Origin of the sequence: Microcoleus sp. AR_TQ3_B6 (assembly GCF_036702785.1) — a bacterium.
Classification (GTDB): domain Bacteria; phylum Cyanobacteriota; class Cyanobacteriia; order Cyanobacteriales; family Microcoleaceae; genus Microcoleus.
In genome coordinates this window covers 13,291-27,630 of record NZ_JAUBVJ010000058.1, presented here as the reverse complement: position 1 = coordinate 27,630, position 14,340 = coordinate 13,291, and the positions used below count along the sequence as shown (strand labels likewise).

General features: G+C 46.7%; 15 protein-coding genes. 10 read left to right on the top strand and 5 right to left on the bottom strand.

Translation table 11 applies throughout. From position 1 onward, the window contains the following. Positions 1 to 101 precede the first annotated feature (101 nt). The 3 genes from larB (at position 102) to QUB56_RS24295 (ending at position 1,941) form a co-directional block, all read left to right on the top strand. The gene (gene larB / locus QUB56_RS24305; RefSeq protein WP_332958696.1) at positions 102 to 929 is read left to right on the top strand and encodes a nickel pincer cofactor biosynthesis protein LarB; all 828 of its coding nucleotides are present in this window, start codon (positions 102 to 104) and stop codon (positions 927 to 929) included. A 345-nt stretch (positions 930 to 1,274) separates the two neighbouring features. Beyond that, positions 1,275 to 1,436 (top strand): helix-turn-helix domain-containing protein, encoded by a 162-nt coding sequence (locus QUB56_RS24300; RefSeq protein ID WP_332958695.1) that lies wholly within the window; start codon positions 1,275 to 1,277, stop codon positions 1,434 to 1,436. A 148-nt stretch (positions 1,437 to 1,584) separates the two neighbouring features. Further along, on the top strand, positions 1,585 to 1,941 hold the full coding sequence (locus QUB56_RS24295; protein WP_332958694.1) for a transposase: 357 nt from the start codon (positions 1,585 to 1,587) through the stop codon (positions 1,939 to 1,941). A 145-nt stretch (positions 1,942 to 2,086) separates the two neighbouring features. Here QUB56_RS24295 and QUB56_RS24290 read toward each other — a convergent pair whose 3' ends face one another. Continuing rightward, complete coding sequence (locus QUB56_RS24290; protein WP_332958693.1) at positions 2,087 to 2,698, bottom strand: hypothetical protein; 612 nt, start codon at positions 2,696 to 2,698, stop codon at positions 2,087 to 2,089. Positions 2,699 to 3,026: 328 nt separating this feature from the next. On the opposite strand from QUB56_RS24290, the gene QUB56_RS24285 reads away from it, so the two are divergent. From QUB56_RS24285 to QUB56_RS24275, 3 genes are all read left to right on the top strand, one after another. Then, positions 3,027 to 3,239 (top strand): high light inducible protein, encoded by a 213-nt coding sequence (locus tag QUB56_RS24285; RefSeq protein ID WP_332958692.1) that lies wholly within the window; start codon positions 3,027 to 3,029, stop codon positions 3,237 to 3,239. 143 nt (positions 3,240 to 3,382) lie between these two features. Beyond that, positions 3,383 to 3,922 (top strand): photosystem II reaction center PsbP, encoded by a 540-nt coding sequence (psbP, locus tag QUB56_RS24280; protein WP_332958691.1) that lies wholly within the window; start codon positions 3,383 to 3,385, stop codon positions 3,920 to 3,922. A gap of 392 nt (positions 3,923 to 4,314) precedes the next feature. Beyond that, positions 4,315 to 4,965, top strand: a complete 651-nt coding sequence (locus tag QUB56_RS24275) for a nucleoside triphosphate pyrophosphatase (RefSeq protein WP_332958690.1) — start codon at positions 4,315 to 4,317, stop codon at positions 4,963 to 4,965. Between the two features lie 122 nt (positions 4,966 to 5,087). On the opposite strand, the gene QUB56_RS24270 is transcribed toward QUB56_RS24275, so the two are convergent. Then, positions 5,088 to 6,002 (bottom strand): calcium-binding protein, encoded by a 915-nt coding sequence (locus QUB56_RS24270; protein WP_332958689.1) that lies wholly within the window; start codon positions 6,000 to 6,002, stop codon positions 5,088 to 5,090. Between the two features lie 298 nt (positions 6,003 to 6,300). Here QUB56_RS24270 and eno point away from each other — a divergent pair, with 298 nt between their 5' ends. After that, positions 6,301 to 7,581, top strand: coding sequence for a phosphopyruvate hydratase (gene eno, locus QUB56_RS24265; protein ID WP_332958688.1), 1,281 nt, complete (start codon positions 6,301 to 6,303; stop codon positions 7,579 to 7,581). A gap of 162 nt (positions 7,582 to 7,743) precedes the next feature. Here eno and argC read toward each other — a convergent pair whose 3' ends face one another. Next, positions 7,744 to 8,802 carry an N-acetyl-gamma-glutamyl-phosphate reductase gene (gene argC / locus QUB56_RS24260; protein ID WP_332958687.1) on the bottom strand — a complete coding sequence of 353 codons (1,059 nt, stop codon included), beginning with the start codon at positions 8,800 to 8,802 and terminating at the stop codon, positions 7,744 to 7,746. Between the two features lie 439 nt (positions 8,803 to 9,241). On the opposite strand from argC, the gene QUB56_RS24255 reads away from it, so the two are divergent. Further along, a complete protein-coding gene (locus QUB56_RS24255) occupies positions 9,242 to 10,258 on the top strand; it encodes a sulfate/molybdate ABC transporter ATP-binding protein (RefSeq protein ID WP_332958686.1) in 1,017 nt (338 codons plus the stop codon). 120 nt (positions 10,259 to 10,378) lie between these two features. Here the strand turns inward: QUB56_RS24255 and QUB56_RS24250 are convergent, their stop codons facing one another. Both QUB56_RS24250 and hisF read right to left on the bottom strand, forming a co-directional pair. Next, the gene (locus QUB56_RS24250) at positions 10,379 to 10,720 is read right to left on the bottom strand and encodes a low temperature-induced protein (RefSeq protein WP_332958685.1); all 342 of its coding nucleotides are present in this window, start codon (positions 10,718 to 10,720) and stop codon (positions 10,379 to 10,381) included. A gap of 576 nt (positions 10,721 to 11,296) precedes the next feature. Then, on the bottom strand, positions 11,297 to 12,067 hold the full coding sequence (hisF, locus tag QUB56_RS24245; RefSeq protein ID WP_332958684.1) for an imidazole glycerol phosphate synthase subunit HisF: 771 nt from the start codon (positions 12,065 to 12,067) through the stop codon (positions 11,297 to 11,299). A gap of 510 nt (positions 12,068 to 12,577) precedes the next feature. On the opposite strand from hisF, the gene QUB56_RS24240 reads away from it, so the two are divergent. Together QUB56_RS24240 and psbU are read left to right on the top strand one after the other, a co-directional pair. Further along, positions 12,578 to 13,567: an adenylate/guanylate cyclase domain-containing protein gene (locus QUB56_RS24240; protein ID WP_332958683.1), complete on the top strand. Its 990-nt coding sequence runs from the start codon at positions 12,578 to 12,580 to the stop codon at positions 13,565 to 13,567. A 305-nt stretch (positions 13,568 to 13,872) separates the two neighbouring features. Then, complete coding sequence (gene psbU / locus QUB56_RS24235) at positions 13,873 to 14,307, top strand: photosystem II complex extrinsic protein PsbU (RefSeq protein WP_332958682.1); 435 nt, start codon at positions 13,873 to 13,875, stop codon at positions 14,305 to 14,307. The last annotated feature ends 33 nt before the right edge of the window (positions 14,308 to 14,340 follow it).

The following is a 14,340-nucleotide window of genomic DNA, read 5'->3' as shown; positions in this document are numbered from 1 at the left end:
TAGGGGCGGGTTTTACGAAGGTATGTGCGATCGACCGCATAAATAAACCCTCCCGAAGCAATCTATAGCAGTCAGCAGTCAAATTTATCAGTCATTAATTAATGGAACCTGAAATTTTACAGAAGTTACTCGAATCTGTGGCCGCCGGCGATGTGAGCCCGAGTTCCGCTTTAGAAAAATTAAAATATTTTGACTTTGAACAAGTGGGGGATTTTGCCAAAATTGACCACCACCGCACTTTAAGAACCGGTTTTCCTGAAGTAATCTGGGGCCCAGGGAAAACTCCAGACCAAATTGTGGAGATTATCGAGGCGATGCGGGGGCGAAATCCTGCTGTGATGGCGACGCGAATAGAATTGGAAGTTTTCGAGCAATTACAGCAAAAAATACCCGATTTGTGTTACTACCAAAAGGCTCGAATTTGTGCAATTTCTGCTAATTCCCCAACTCCGCAGCATCCGGGTACTGTGACTATCATCAGTGCGGGAACGGCGGATTTACCTGTAGCGGAAGAGGCAGCAGTTACTGCCCAACTTTGCGGCTTTCAGGTGCGACGTTTGTGGGATGTCGGAGTTGCCGGCATTCACCGCTTGCTGAGCAACCGGCACGTAATTGCTGATGCTGATGTGTTGATTGCGGTGGCGGGTATGGAAGGTGCTTTGGCGAGTGTGGTTGCGGGTTTGGCAGATTGTCCGGTGATTGCTGTGCCGACGAGTGTGGGTTACGGCGCGAGTTTTGGCGGGATTGCTCCTCTGTTGACTATGCTCAATTCTTGTGCGGCTGGTGTGGGTGTGGTGAATATTGATAACGGGTTTGGTGCGGCAATTTTAGCTTGTCAAATTCTGAGAACTGCTGGCAGAGTGGGGAGAATGAAAGAGGGGGAGAATCTCAGAAAGGGGGTAGATTCTGTGAGAGACAATTTTCCCTAAAATTTCCTAAATCTACTCATCGAGTACCCTAGAATCGCTGTATGAGTAAGTTAATCATTCTGAGGCAGACGAACCCAAAGGAAAGTTAATTCCAGAGCGCACCTCAATGGTTACAAGCGCTACAATAGGGCTCAACTTTTAAACCTAAAACCCGATGCAGTAGAAGCCACAAGACCAAACAAATAGTTACGGAACTCAAAGAAATTGCTCAAAAACTTTAATCATATCAAATCCGTTAGCATCGGAATAGTAAATTCGAGTTCACTGTTGACGGTTGACGCCGTGAACAGTCAACCGTCAACCGTCAACCGTCAACCGTCAACATCACGGACGGTGTAACCGGAAATGATATCAGTTATCTACGCCATCAAACTCGAATTAAAACTTAACAACAAAGAACGTAGCTTGATGGCGCGACATTCTGGTTACGCTAGGTTTGGCTACAATTACGCATTGGCTCTCTATCAGAGAGTTAAAGATTGGACAGTACCTGACTGTCAGGTGTAAGAGCGTCTAAAAATGCTCACAAACACTATCATAGAATTGCCAAGATTCACGCCAAAACTGCTAATCAACGCCGAGATTTATTGCAGAAAACTACCACATAAATTAGCCAAAAGTACACATTCGCATCGAAGATTTGAAGGTGAGCGGTATGATAGGTAATCACAAGTTAGCGGCCGCTATTTCGGATTGTGGTTTCTATGAATTTCGTCGCCAATTAGCCTATAAATATTCTATTTATGGCACAAAGTTGGAGTTAGTTGACGGCTGGTATGCCTCATCTCAAACTTGTTCAAACTGCGATCGTGTTCAATCAAGGCCATTAAAAGAACCAGTTTTCAATTGTCAACATTGCGGTGCAATTATTGAACGTGATTTGAATGCCGCGATTAATTTAGCTCGTCAATCAGAATTAGTAAGATTAGTTCGGCCTGAAGTTACGCCTGCGGACAAGTTGCGCTCCTACTCCCTTGGTAGATACAGTTCGAGAATGTTAAATCTACCGTGAGTAGATTATCGTCAAATTTATAGAACGAAATAGTTAGAAGCGCCCTCATCGGAGTCGGCGATTGAAACCTATCCTAAACTTGCTTCTGATCCCAGCAGAGGGGCACTAAAGAATACAGGCGGTATTATTAATGCCGGATTTGATATTACTTGGTGGTCAGCCAAATCGGATAAGCAGAAGAATCCCCAACATTCAACTTTTGCGCCTGATAGGTCTTGCTAGTCCAAGTAGCCACTGTTTGCAGGCTTTCTGTCAAAGAACTTTCGCTACCAAACGCTTCAAATCCCAAAGTCCACCACGCGCTGCCGTTAATGTTCAACTGAGTCAGTTCCACGGTGCAACCCTGGGGAATTGGGGCTTCCACAGGCACAGACATCAGGGAACCAGGGGCCGAAACTTGGTAAAGACGCTGCGCTCGCTTTTTCTTGACTACCACCCACTTTCCTGTCGCTACAATATCCGCCGGTACCGGCGCCATAGTGTCGGCACATACCCACTTCAGCCACTTCTCAGCCTTGCCTTCCCAGCGGTTGCCGAACTGCATCGCCCCCAACTCTCCCTGCCGCCACTTTACCTCCAATGTTTTCCCGCGCAGCTTCACTCCCAAGTAGTCGCAGCCTGGTACTAGCAAATATATGTCTTCCCGCTCTTCCGGAGGCGAAAGATACCCACCGAGACTGTCGCTTCCAAACCATTGAGCGATCGATTTTGGCAGCGCACCGCTATAAAACCATCGCATTTCCAGACTGGCCCGCATAAATTTTTCCTCCGTTCCACAATTTTCGTCAAACCCAGACTGGATTTGCCACACACCATCGACTTTTGCGCCTCTCAACTCTATCCTCCCCCCTCCGGGGCCCAGAGTCTACTGTCCACAGTCATACCCTTTTAAATTTTAGATTTTAGATTAAAGAATCGGTAAGGACTGATTCTATAAGGGTTTAGAGCTTGCCTACAGTTGCATTTTTTTGAGAAACTGCTGTCAGATCCAGGTCTTTAAAAAAAATTTCTCACAATCCTTTACATATCTTCATCAGTCTGTTACATTTATTTACAGTACATCACAAGCAATTTAAGAAAAAAACATGACTAACAGAGGCTTAATGCTGGACGACCAAGGCAAAATGAACAATTTTGCGATCGAGCCGACAGTATACGTCGATGACGAACCCCGCACCGGGTTCACCCCTTACGCAGAACGCTTAAATGGCCGCCTTGCCATGATCGGTTTTGTTTCTCTGTTGGCTTTAGAAGTTTCGACCAAGCACGGACTGATTAACTGGCTGACTCACCTGTAATTATTTTGTTAAAAATTAAACTTTCTGGCTATGGCTCGCAGGCGGTACACGAACGGCGATCCATAGCTTAACTATTTTTAGGCTCAAGGTTTGGTGAGACAATTAAAATTAAATATTTTCCTGTTACCCTACTCGTAAAAAGAATGTTCAAACGAATTGCGGCAATACTTCTGGTAGTTCTGAGCCTCACCTTGACCAGTTGTGTATCTAAAGTTACCGGACTCAAAAGCTACGTTGATACTGGGGACGGCTATCAATTTCTCTATCCTAACGGCTGGCTGCCGATCGCGGTTTCTAACGGGCCAGATGTGGTATTCCGCGATTTGATTCAGCAAACCGAGAACGTCAGCGTGGTAATCAGTCCTGTGGCGAAGGACAAAACTCTGGCGGATTTGGGAACGCCGACGGATGTGGGATACAAGCTCAGCAAAAGTGCGATCGCCCCGACTGATTCCGGCCGCGAAGCTGAATTAGTCAATGCTGAAGCTCGCGAATCGCGATCGAAAACCTATTACATTTTAGAATACGCCGTTAAGTTGCCCAACCAAGAACGGCACAACTTAGCTAGTGTAGCCGTCAGCCGCGGCAAACTGTTTACGCTTAACGTTTCCACTACCGAAGAACGCTGGCCCAAGGTAAAAGAAGCTTTTGAGAACGTTGTTAAATCTTTCTCGGTTTATTAAGCTTAAAAGTGACAGATAGAGCGATCGGCTACTGCGGTGCGAATTAATAATTAGCAATTGGTAATTGGGAAGAGTTAAAATTATAGGACGGAGGCAGAAGCCTGGTTTTTTCACTAAAATTAGTAGTGTACCGCGATAGTTTTCGGTTTAAAAACCCGGTTTCTTTATTCCCTGTGCGTCAATCCTGAATTATTAGTAGCCAATTGCTAATTATTAAAAAAAACTCACACTCAACACTCATCTCATGCCCGGTGGCATCCTTCCTGTATGGAGGGGCTGGTTGATAAATATCCGGGTTTTGAAATAAAAAATACTGGTGAACCAGCCCCTAGCAGATCTAAAATTATACCATAACTTTTCACCCTGACCCGAGCTCAAAACTTACCATTAGTATGAAGATTCCCACTTTTGTGTTAGCTTCAGCTTCTCCGGCGCGCCGCAGCCTGCTAAAAAGTGCCGGCATTCAAGCTGTGATTTGCCCCAGCGAATTTGATGAAGGGCAAGTACAAATGAGGGATGCAACTAAATTAGTGCAGGTTTTAGCAGAGGGAAAAGCTGAGGCTGTAGCTAAGTTTTTGCGGGCTAATTCTCACCCGCAAATCCCCAATCCAAAATCGTGTTTGGTGTTGGGATGCGATTCAATTTTGGTCATAGATGGTGCAATTCACGGTAAACCGAAGGATGCGGAAGAAGCAATCTCGCGCTGGCAGAAAATGCGCGGTAAAGTTGGCGAACTCTATACGGGTCATGCTTTAATTGATACTAGATTCGATGACTTTGAGCAGGCAATGGAGCGAGCGCTCATTCGCTGTCAAGTTACAAAAGTTCATTTTGCGAAAGTTACCTCGCGCCAAATTGCGGCCTACGTCGCTACCGGAGAGCCCCTCGCCTGTGCAGGCTGTTTTGCACTGGAAAGTAAAGGCGGCTTTTTTGTGGAAAAAATCGAAGGATGTCACACGAATGTGATCGGTTTGAGCTTACCTCTGCTGCGACAAATGCTCGGCAAAATGGGATATGATGTGGCGGATTTTTGGCAATCTTAAAAATTTTAGCCGGCGCCTCGGCGCAGCAGTTGAGTCTGTAGGGTACGCAACGCGCACCGATTGAGTTGGTAGTTGAGTTTGTAGGGTGCGCCGAGGCGTACCTTACGCATTAAAGTTGGTAATTATCCTAGAGCGATCGCCCCCTCCGATACAGATGTAAACCGAAGTTGATCCGGCGAAACATCCTTCACCAAACCCAGAATATTTCCGGTACTAGCTTCTCGAATCACCGTCGCCTTAGTATTCAGGAATCTAAAATCAGCCGTTCGAGGCTGTCCCGGAGGAAAAGGGCCGCTGCTATCGTAATCTCTGGCATCACCAATTGTCAAAAACCTTTCGCTCAAAACAATATCGTTTCGCGTCAATCCAGACGCCAATCCAATTACATCACCTTCAGCCGGATTGTAATCGAGAATAAAATCTGCCGGCACTTGCTCGTCATTAAAATTGCCGGCTGGAGGTGGCTGTGTCGAACCTATTTCCCCCGAAGTTGCTCCCACTTCTCTGCGGAGGACAAACACATCTGCACCTTCATTTCCCCAAAGTCTATCAATTCCAGCATCACCGATTAGAGTATCGTTTCCACTCTCTCCTACTAAAGCATCATTTCCTTTACCGCCGCGAATAAAGTCATTGTCCGTGCCTCCGTAAGCGTAGTCATTGCCTTGATCTCCGCTGAGAATGTCGCTGCCGCATTCTCCGTAAAGTATGTCAAAATCTTGACCGCCGCGAATAGTGTCGCTGCCACAGCCTCCGATTAAAGTATCTATGCCGCTGTTACCGTTCATCCGTTCTGCTGCACCGGAACCTCTGACGAAATCGTTGCCGGCTAAGGCCCGCAAACCTCCGGGAGTGTTGCCCAGAATTCCATTTGCTAATTGAACTGCGTCGTCATTGGGAGTAAGATCAAAAAAGTTGGGGTCGCTGCCTGGGTTTGGCAATGGCCCTGTGACTAATTTGATGTTTGGGGGATCGGCAATAATTGGGGCTGAATTTTGAGCTAATGCTCTAATTTTTCCTAAAGTTGTTTCTGGCATCCTAGTTTCTCCTTTTTTGATTGACTTGGTTGACATTCTGATTTTAACAAAGGTTCCCATTAAGAAACTCTGCGTGAATCTGCGGTAAAAAAAATCAAATTTCTGTCAAAATTGCCCCTGGTTATTCTGCAACAAGCCTAGCTTATTGACAGCCAACCGCCCAAATCCGCAAATATTTTGAACTGTGCAGCAATAATTCTGGGGATCGCGTACTCTATTACCCGTCAGCAGTCAGCGTGGGAAAACCAACAGACTGCTAATTGTCATCAAACGTTGAGTTAAGTCAGGAACCGTTAATATGCTAGACACTGCGATCGAATTTATTAAAGCCAGAGAAATCCTCGACTCCCGCGGCCGCCCCACCATTGAAGCTGAAGTTTACCTAGCTAACGGGGTTGTCGGGCTCGCACAAGTGCCCAGCGGCGCGTCTACAGGCTCTTTTGAAGCCCACGAACTCCGCGACGGCGACAACAAACGTTACGGTGGCAAAGGAGTCCTGAAAGCGGTCGCTAACGTTGAACACAAAATTGCCCCCGCTTTGGCGAATCTGGATGCGATCGACCAAGCACTGGTAGACAAAACCATGATTGACTTGGACGGTTCCCCCAACAAATCCCACCTCGGGGCCAATGCCATTCTCGGCGTCTCCTTAGCCACAGCAAAGGCGGCCGCCGAGACTTTAGGACTCCCCCTTTACCGCTACTTGGGCGGGCCCTTAGCTAACGTTTTACCCGTGCCTTTGATGAACGTGATCAACGGGGGTTCTCACGCTAACAATAATGTGGACATTCAAGAATTTATGATTGTCCCTGTGGGTGCGCCATCTTTTAAAGAAGCTTTACGCTGGGGTGCAGAGGTATTTGAATCCCTGAGTAAAGTCTTAAAAGCTGAGGGTTTGCTGACTGGTGTGGGTGATGAAGGCGGTTTTGCGCCTAATCTTAAATCCAATCAAGCAGCTTTGGATTTGCTGATTGCAGCTATTGAAAAAGCTGGCTACAAACCAGGCGAACAAGTTGCTTTGGCTTTGGATGTTGCTGCTAGCGAATTTTACAAAGATGGGCAGTACACTTACGACGGTGTGGCTCATTCGCCTGCGGAATTAATCGATTATTTGGATGGTTTAGCCGGACAATATCCGATTGTTTCCATTGAAGATGGTTTGCATGAAGACGATTGGGACAGTTGGGTAGCGCTGACGCAGAAAATGGGCAGCAAAGTTCAATTGGTGGGTGACGATTTGTTTGTTACTAATCGCACGCGGTTGCAAAAAGGAATTGATTTGAAAGCTAGCAATTCGATTTTGATTAAGCTGAATCAAATTGGTTCTTTGACGGAGACTTTGGATACGATCGACCTGGGTAAACGGAACAGTTATCGATCGGTCATCAGCCACCGTTCCGGTGAAACTGAAGATACCACAATTGCTGATTTAGCGGTAGCGACTCGCGCCGGCCAAATCAAGACTGGTTCTTTGTGTCGCAGCGAACGGGTGGCTAAATACAACCGTTTGTTACGGATTGAGAATCAATTGGGCAATCGGGCAATTTATGCAGGCTCGATCGGTTACGGGCCAAAGTAATACTTGGTAATCGAAAATCCTCGTTCCCGGGCTCGGCCTGGGAACGCAGATAGGCTAGGAAGAGCCTCGAATTTTCCTCGGGTCTTCGATGCAGATCCTCTGGATATCGGTTCCCAGGCCGAGCCCGGGAACCAGTTAAATCTGGATATTTCCGATCCTCAATTAAGGATAGAAAGCCAATTGCGGCAAACCCAAAGTTTCTTCCCAACCCATCATCAAGTTCATGCACTGGATGCCTTGACCGGCTTGTCCCTTAATTAAATTGTCGATCGCCGACAGCACAATCACCCTGTCAGTACGGGGATCGACTTCCACACCGATAAAACAAAGATTCGTGCCGCAAGCCCATTTTGTTTGCGGATAAACCCCAGCCGGTAACACTTTTACCCAAGGACAATTGCGGTAAAAAGCTGTGAAAATCGTAATTAAATCTTCCCGCACCAAACCCGGATCGCGCAAAGTTGCGTAAACAGTCGCCAGAATTCCCCGCACCATCGGAATTAGGTGGGGAGTAAACTGAACTTTAATATCTTGTCCGGCTAAATCGCTGCAAATTTGCTCGATTTCTGGGGTGTGGCGGTGGCGGGCAACGCCGTAAGCGCCCAGAGAACCCTCTGCTTCAGCCAACAACAGATTGACTTCGGCTTTGCGGCCCCCTCCAGAAGCACCGGATTTGGCGTCGATAATTGCTGTTTTTGGCACGATGAGACCTTGTTTGAGCAAAGGTGCCAGGGCTAATAAACTAGCAGTGACGTAGCAGCCGGCACAGCCTACTAACTTAGCGTCTTTAATTCGATCGCGATACAATTCTGGCAAACCGTAAACAGCCGTTGCAGCCAATTCCGAGTCCGATCGTTCGCCGCCGTACCAAGCTTTGTAAGTTTCCAGATTTTCAAATCTGTAGTCAGCCGACAAGTCCAAGACTTTGCAGCCTTTTTCGATCAGCGTCGGTGCCATTTGGCAAGCTAAACCGTTCGGCAGGGACAGAAACACAACTTCACATTTTGCCGCTATTTTGTCTAGGTCGATCGCCTCGACTGTCAAATCAATGCAGTTAGTCAGATGCGGATAAAGGCTGGAAAAAGGTTTTCCCGCACTGCTATCCCCGCCCAAATAGACTACTTCAGCCGCTGGGTGATCTGCCAGCAGTCGCACAAGTTGCACGCCGCCGTACCCTGAAGCGCCGATAATTCCTACAGGCACACGTCCAACATCTCCCATTTTCCTTTATCCCCTCAGCAGTTGAAGTCAAAAACGCTTGAACTTTTGCTGCATTGTAGTACCAAACGCCAACTTTGGTAGCAAAGAATTGTGTTGTTTTGTATTGGAGGTGGATTTTTGTTAAGTTTCCGGTGTGTGACCCCGCCCAAAAACGGATACAAAGCCCCGACTCCTTTCCTCGAGGGCCCAAAATTTTAGACTTCCAGATGCAAAGCTGCAAGTAAATCTAAAATCTAAAATCTAAAATCTAAAATCGACTGACCGATCGCCAAAACCCTAAAATTAACAAACGGATCTGCGATCGTGCTATAAAAAACTTACTTTAACCCCTCCCCAAACCGGAGATTAAGATTTTTCCCTCGAAGCTCGAACCTCGAAGCTCAACATCCATCCGTTAAATCTGTTAAATCTTGTACACGGCTTCGTTGCCGAACGAACTATGGGCATAGTTGTAGAAAACGTATCAAAACAGTTTGGCAGTTTCCAAGCACTCGATCGAGTCAGCTTAAAAATTGAATCAGGTTCCCTAGTCGCATTGCTGGGCCCGTCTGGTTCCGGCAAGTCTACGCTGCTGCGGCTGATTGCCGGTTTAGAAATGCCCGACTCCGGCAAAATCTGGCTGACCGGCCAAGATGCCACCAATACTAGCGTCCAAGAGCGCAATATTGGGTTTGTGTTTCAGCACTACGCGCTATTCAAGCACATGACAGTGCGAAAAAACATCGCTTTCGGCATGGAAATTCAGAAAATACCGCCTGCGAAAGTCCAATCGCGGGTAGAAGAATTGTTGAATTTAGTGCAATTGGGAGGATTGGGCAATAGATACCCGTCGCAACTTTCAGGAGGCCAGCGGCAGCGGGTGGCCCTCGCCAGAGCCCTGGCTGTGGAACCGAAAGTGTTACTGCTAGACGAACCTTTTGGAGCTCTCGATGCCAAAGTTCGCAAAGATTTGCGTGCTTGGTTGCGGCGACTTCATGACGAAGTTCACGTTACCACAGTCTTTGTGACGCACGATCAAGAAGAAGCGATGGAAGTTGCCGATCGAATTACGGTAATGAATAAAGGTAAAATCGAACAAGTAGGCACACCCGCAGAAATTTACGACAATCCAGCGAGTGCTTTCGTAATGAGTTTTATCGGTCCCGTCAATGTATTGCCCAGCAGTTCGAGGATGTTTCAAGCCAACGGCTTTGAATCAGCCCACCCGGAGATTTTCTTGCGCCCTCACGACGTACTAATTGAAACTACAGAAAATAGTGCAACAGTGCCTGCAAGAATCAGTCGCTTGATTCATTTGGGATGGGAAATTCAGGTAGAATTAACCTTAGATGACGGTCAAGTAGTAAACGCTAATTTGACGAGAGAAAGATTTGATACCTTGCACTTGCAGCCCCAGCAAAGAGTGTTCGTAAAGCCGAAAGATGCCAAGTCGTTTCCACTTTTTTATTCAATCTGATACCAATTCTGCCAACTACAGCTAAATTGAGATTGGATACGAAACTTAAAGGGACACGGCGCCGTGCCGTGTCCCCGATCTTTTATACTGACAACTGTCCCCTGACTACTGCGCGCTGAGTTAGTTTTTGATGTCGCTGACAGCTTTTTTGACTATTTGCTCAAAGGATGTAGTGTTTGTGTTGGAAGGATTTTTCATTTTGTCAATGTCAGCGGCTCCCTGAACTTCGTTGGGTCCTTCGCTCGCTTTTTTTTGAGTTTCTTCCAAGGACATCGGTTTTTTCAGGACAACTTCCTGAGATTCTTTTTCAATACCCAAAAGTTGGTCTTCACCTTTGGTGGGGCTGCTGGTAACGGCAAAAGCGGGGAAAGCATTAGACACAAACATCAAGGCACAAAAACAAACAGCTATTAAAGTGCGAACTAAACGCTTGGCAGGGAAGTTAAAGCCGATCAAAGACATAAACGATTTCTCCTTTTTTACAAGTTTTATTGACTGAAATTGTTGACAAGAGATGCAATCAAGTCCAGCATAGTCTTTCGCTCAAGTCTGATAAAAGCAACTGATACTATTAGAAGTTGAACTCTTTAAAATTGAGCTAATATATATTTAGCTGAAAAAGCTGGGCTTTGAAATCATTCTCAGGGAAGATTTTTATTTATGTCTTCCGCTAGTTGAATATTATTATGTTTTCTGCTAGTTGAAATTTAGACTTATTGCATCAATCTTTGATTGATAGGGAAACTGCAGATGCAACGCAGAGGCATTTCAAGTCAAGAGAGCGAATGCCTACAATTCAAGTAAGGAGAAATTATGCGTCCAAGACCGATCGGGAAAAAATGGTTTGACGCGCGAATTATGGCGTAAGGTGCGCACTGCGCACCCTAAAGATAGAAATTATGCGTCGAGGACTCAACTCAATTATATCGTTTCCGGTTGCACGGGCACGCTCGAGTCAAGGTCAATAGTTCCACATTCCCCCACGGACGAATCCCAACGGACGGCGGACTATCCCAAACGGTGTCACCGGAATTGATATTACTGCTGTCGCACGGGAACTTGGCATTTTGCGAGATAAGTTTTAATTTCTCCTACACTGAGTTGGCCGTAATGCAGCAGGGAAGCCAGCAGTGCAGCTTCTGCTTTGCCCTCAGTCACGGCTTTGTAGATGTGGTGACAGTTGCCGGCGCCGCCGGAAGCAATGACGGGAATTTCGACAATTTCGGCGATGCTTCGGGTTAATTCCAAATCGTAACCGGCTTGAGTGCCGTCCGAGTCCATGCTAGTCACCAGAATTTCGCCAGCGCCGCGCTGTTCGGCTTCCTTGGCCCAGGCGATCGCATCTAGGCCAGTATTTTCTCGCCCTCCGCGCACGTACACGTCCCAGCCAGGATTATCCGCATCTTGCCGTTTGCGGGCGTCGATCGCCACTACAATGCACTGATTGCCAAATCGATCGCTCGCTTTGTCAATTAAACTCGGATCGCGGACTGCCGCCGAATTAATACTCACCTTATCAGCGCCTGCCCTCAATAAACTTTTAATCGTGTCTAAGGATTGGATACCGCCGCCCACCGTCAAAGGGATAAATACTCGATCTGCCGTGCGGTACACCACATCAATAATAATGTCCCGATCTTCGTGAGTCGCGGTAATGTCCAGAAACACCAACTCATCCGCGCCCGCATCGTTGTAAACCTGAGCCATTTCTACCGGATCGCCAGCATCTTGAAGGTTGACAAAATTGACACCTTTGACCACGCGACCAGCTTTCACATCCAGACAAGGCAAAATTCTTTTCGACAACATAAAATTCTCGTGTTTCTAATTTATTAACCGCCGCAGCCAGTCCAAGGCTTTGTTGATATCTTCAAAAACATGAAGTAAAGCCACAAATCTTAAAGATACCTTGTGTTTAACAATCCTCGGTCTGAGCCGGAGAGCCATTTTCCAGTTTTTTGGGGTCCCTCACCATAAATAAAACTTAGCTCTCCGTGGAAGCCGTGACATTCGGTAGAATATGAGTAGATAGTTATATGTTTGGCAAAAAGCCGCAAATTTAACTGCCCAGATACATCTTAGGGGTGAAAAGTATGACCCTTTGGCTTATGATCTAACAATAACCACCTTCTCCGGCGATCGAATTGTGGTTTGGCAATCCTGTAGGGAGCCGGTGCATCGATCGACTAAACAATTTTAGATTTGAGAACGGCCGATTTGAGGTTTTTTAGCAGTAATCTCAGTTATAAGCGGTCTGGTAAAGTTAAAATTTAAAGTTTAAAACCTCAAACCAGTTGACTTGATGTAGTTTCTAAGGCTGTGGTGACTTTGCAAGCCCATCCACATTTGGTACTTCGTACAGAAAAAAGCGGCAATCGCTACTTGTCGCTCTCCGGCAGCAATTGCTGGACAGTAGGGCGGAGCGATGACAATAATTTTGTATTGAGCGATCGCTGGATTTCCCGTAATCACGCGATGTTACAGCAAATGGAGACAGGAGAGTTCTACTTGATAGACTTGGGGAGCCGCAACGGTTCCTTTGTCAACGGGCGGCGCGTCAGTATTCCTGTCACCCTCAGAAATGGCGATCGGATTATTTTCGGTCAAACCGAATTGGACTTCTACAACCCAACCGCCGGCCACCGGCACAATCCAAGACACGACACAGACTCTGAAGATTTTACGGCGACTTTGACGGTGCGCAGCCTGATTAGCGTCATGGTAATGGACATCCGAGACTTTACAATTTTGACTAGGCAACTAGACGAAACCCTACTCTCAGAAGTCATCGGTAATTGGTTCCGCCAAGCAGGACAGATTATTCGCGAAAACGGCAGTTGGGTGGACAAATACATCGGGGATGCCATCATGGCCGTCTGGTTCCACAAAACCAGCGATGTCAGCAGCGAGGAAATGATGCGGATTTGCCAAGCTTTGAGCGCACTGCACAAGGCAACAGACGAACTCAGCAGCCGTTACCCCCTGCCTTTTCCTTTACGAGTCGGCGCCGGCATCAATACCGGTTATGCAATGGTGGGAAATTCTGGCAGCAACCACCGATCGGACTATACCGCCTTGGGTGATACTGTAAACGCAGCATTTCGCCTGGAATCTTGTACCAAGCAACTCGGCAAGGATATCGCTGTGGGAGAAACGACCTATAAATACCTCACCAAATTGGGTGCCCAGGTCGCTTTCGAGGAGCACACCGTTACTTTGAAGGGTTACGACCATCCCAGCGTGGCTTACGGCGGTACTTATGCTGACTTGAACGCTTTTCTCAAAAGGAAAGGAAAGAATTTTCGATAGCTAGAAAATTGGGCGCGGGGCAAAAATTAACCCTTAAAATGGCAGTCCCAGTTTTTAATTGCGAGGGTCTTTGATAAACTTTCCTGCCATGCCTCAATTTAGTCATTAGTCATTAGTCAACAGTCAACAGTCAACAAGCATTCCGGTAAATTTCACACCTTTATCATATATCGTCCGTGGTGTCAATAGGCAAATGTAAATTTTCTAACAGCCCTCTACCTGTTGCGGATTTATCTGAAAAACTGCATAAGCAAAATGGTAGTCTCTACATAAATGCTGTGTATGAAATTGGGAGACAAAACTTCATGAAACGATTGGGTCGTCTATTGGCAGTATTGGGCTTAGTGCTGGGCTGCTTTGCATGGGCTGGAGACCAAAGCGCGATCGCGGCGACCTTGAGCCGTATCGTCTTGCCATCATCCTCGCTCCTGGCTGTTGAAGCTCCGGTTAGAACCAATCGCGCCGATGAGAAGCTTGCCACAGAGTACGGCAAAAAACTTGATTTGAACAACAGCGCCGTCCGGGACTTTCGGGAATATCGAGGGTTGTATCCCACTTTAGCTCGACTAATTATTAAGAATGCTCCTTACGAAAAAGTTGAGGACGTACTCAACATTTCAGACTTGACGGAAGCTCAGAAAAAACTGCTGCAAGCTAACCTGGACAAATTCACTGTAACTGAGGTTGAATCAGTCTTTATTGAAGGAGACAACAGGTTGAATAATGGTCTCTACGACTAGGTAGCGGCAGGCCTCATTTGAAGGCAGAAGTCA

Bases quoted from the DNA above. Each gene is read 5' to 3' on its own strand.
- psbP (WP_332958691.1), top strand. From the start codon at position 3,383: ATGTTCAAACGAATTGCGGCAATACTTCTGGTAGTTCTGAGCCTCACC.
- QUB56_RS24290 (WP_332958693.1), bottom strand. From the start codon at position 2,698: ATGCGGGCCAGTCTGGAAATGCGATGGTTTTATAGCGGTGCGCTGCCA.
- QUB56_RS24275 (WP_332958690.1), top strand. From the start codon at position 4,315: ATGAAGATTCCCACTTTTGTGTTAGCTTCAGCTTCTCCGGCGCGCCGC.
- QUB56_RS24285 (WP_332958692.1), top strand. From the start codon at position 3,027: ATGACTAACAGAGGCTTAATGCTGGACGACCAAGGCAAAATGAACAAT.
- hisF (WP_332958684.1), bottom strand. From the start codon at position 12,067: ATGTTGTCGAAAAGAATTTTGCCTTGTCTGGATGTGAAAGCTGGTCGC.
- psbU (WP_332958682.1), top strand. From the start codon at position 13,873: ATGAAACGATTGGGTCGTCTATTGGCAGTATTGGGCTTAGTGCTGGGC.
- QUB56_RS24295 (WP_332958694.1), top strand. From the start codon at position 1,585: ATGATAGGTAATCACAAGTTAGCGGCCGCTATTTCGGATTGTGGTTTC.
- QUB56_RS24250 (WP_332958685.1), bottom strand. From the start codon at position 10,720: ATGTCTTTGATCGGCTTTAACTTCCCTGCCAAGCGTTTAGTTCGCACT.
- QUB56_RS24270 (WP_332958689.1), bottom strand. From the start codon at position 6,002: ATGCCAGAAACAACTTTAGGAAAAATTAGAGCATTAGCTCAAAATTCA.
- argC (WP_332958687.1), bottom strand. From the start codon at position 8,802: ATGGGAGATGTTGGACGTGTGCCTGTAGGAATTATCGGCGCTTCAGGG.
- eno (WP_332958688.1), top strand. From the start codon at position 6,301: ATGCTAGACACTGCGATCGAATTTATTAAAGCCAGAGAAATCCTCGAC.
- QUB56_RS24255 (WP_332958686.1), top strand. From the start codon at position 9,242: ATGGGCATAGTTGTAGAAAACGTATCAAAACAGTTTGGCAGTTTCCAA.
- QUB56_RS24300 (WP_332958695.1), top strand. From the start codon at position 1,275: ATGATATCAGTTATCTACGCCATCAAACTCGAATTAAAACTTAACAAC.
- larB (WP_332958696.1), top strand. From the start codon at position 102: ATGGAACCTGAAATTTTACAGAAGTTACTCGAATCTGTGGCCGCCGGC.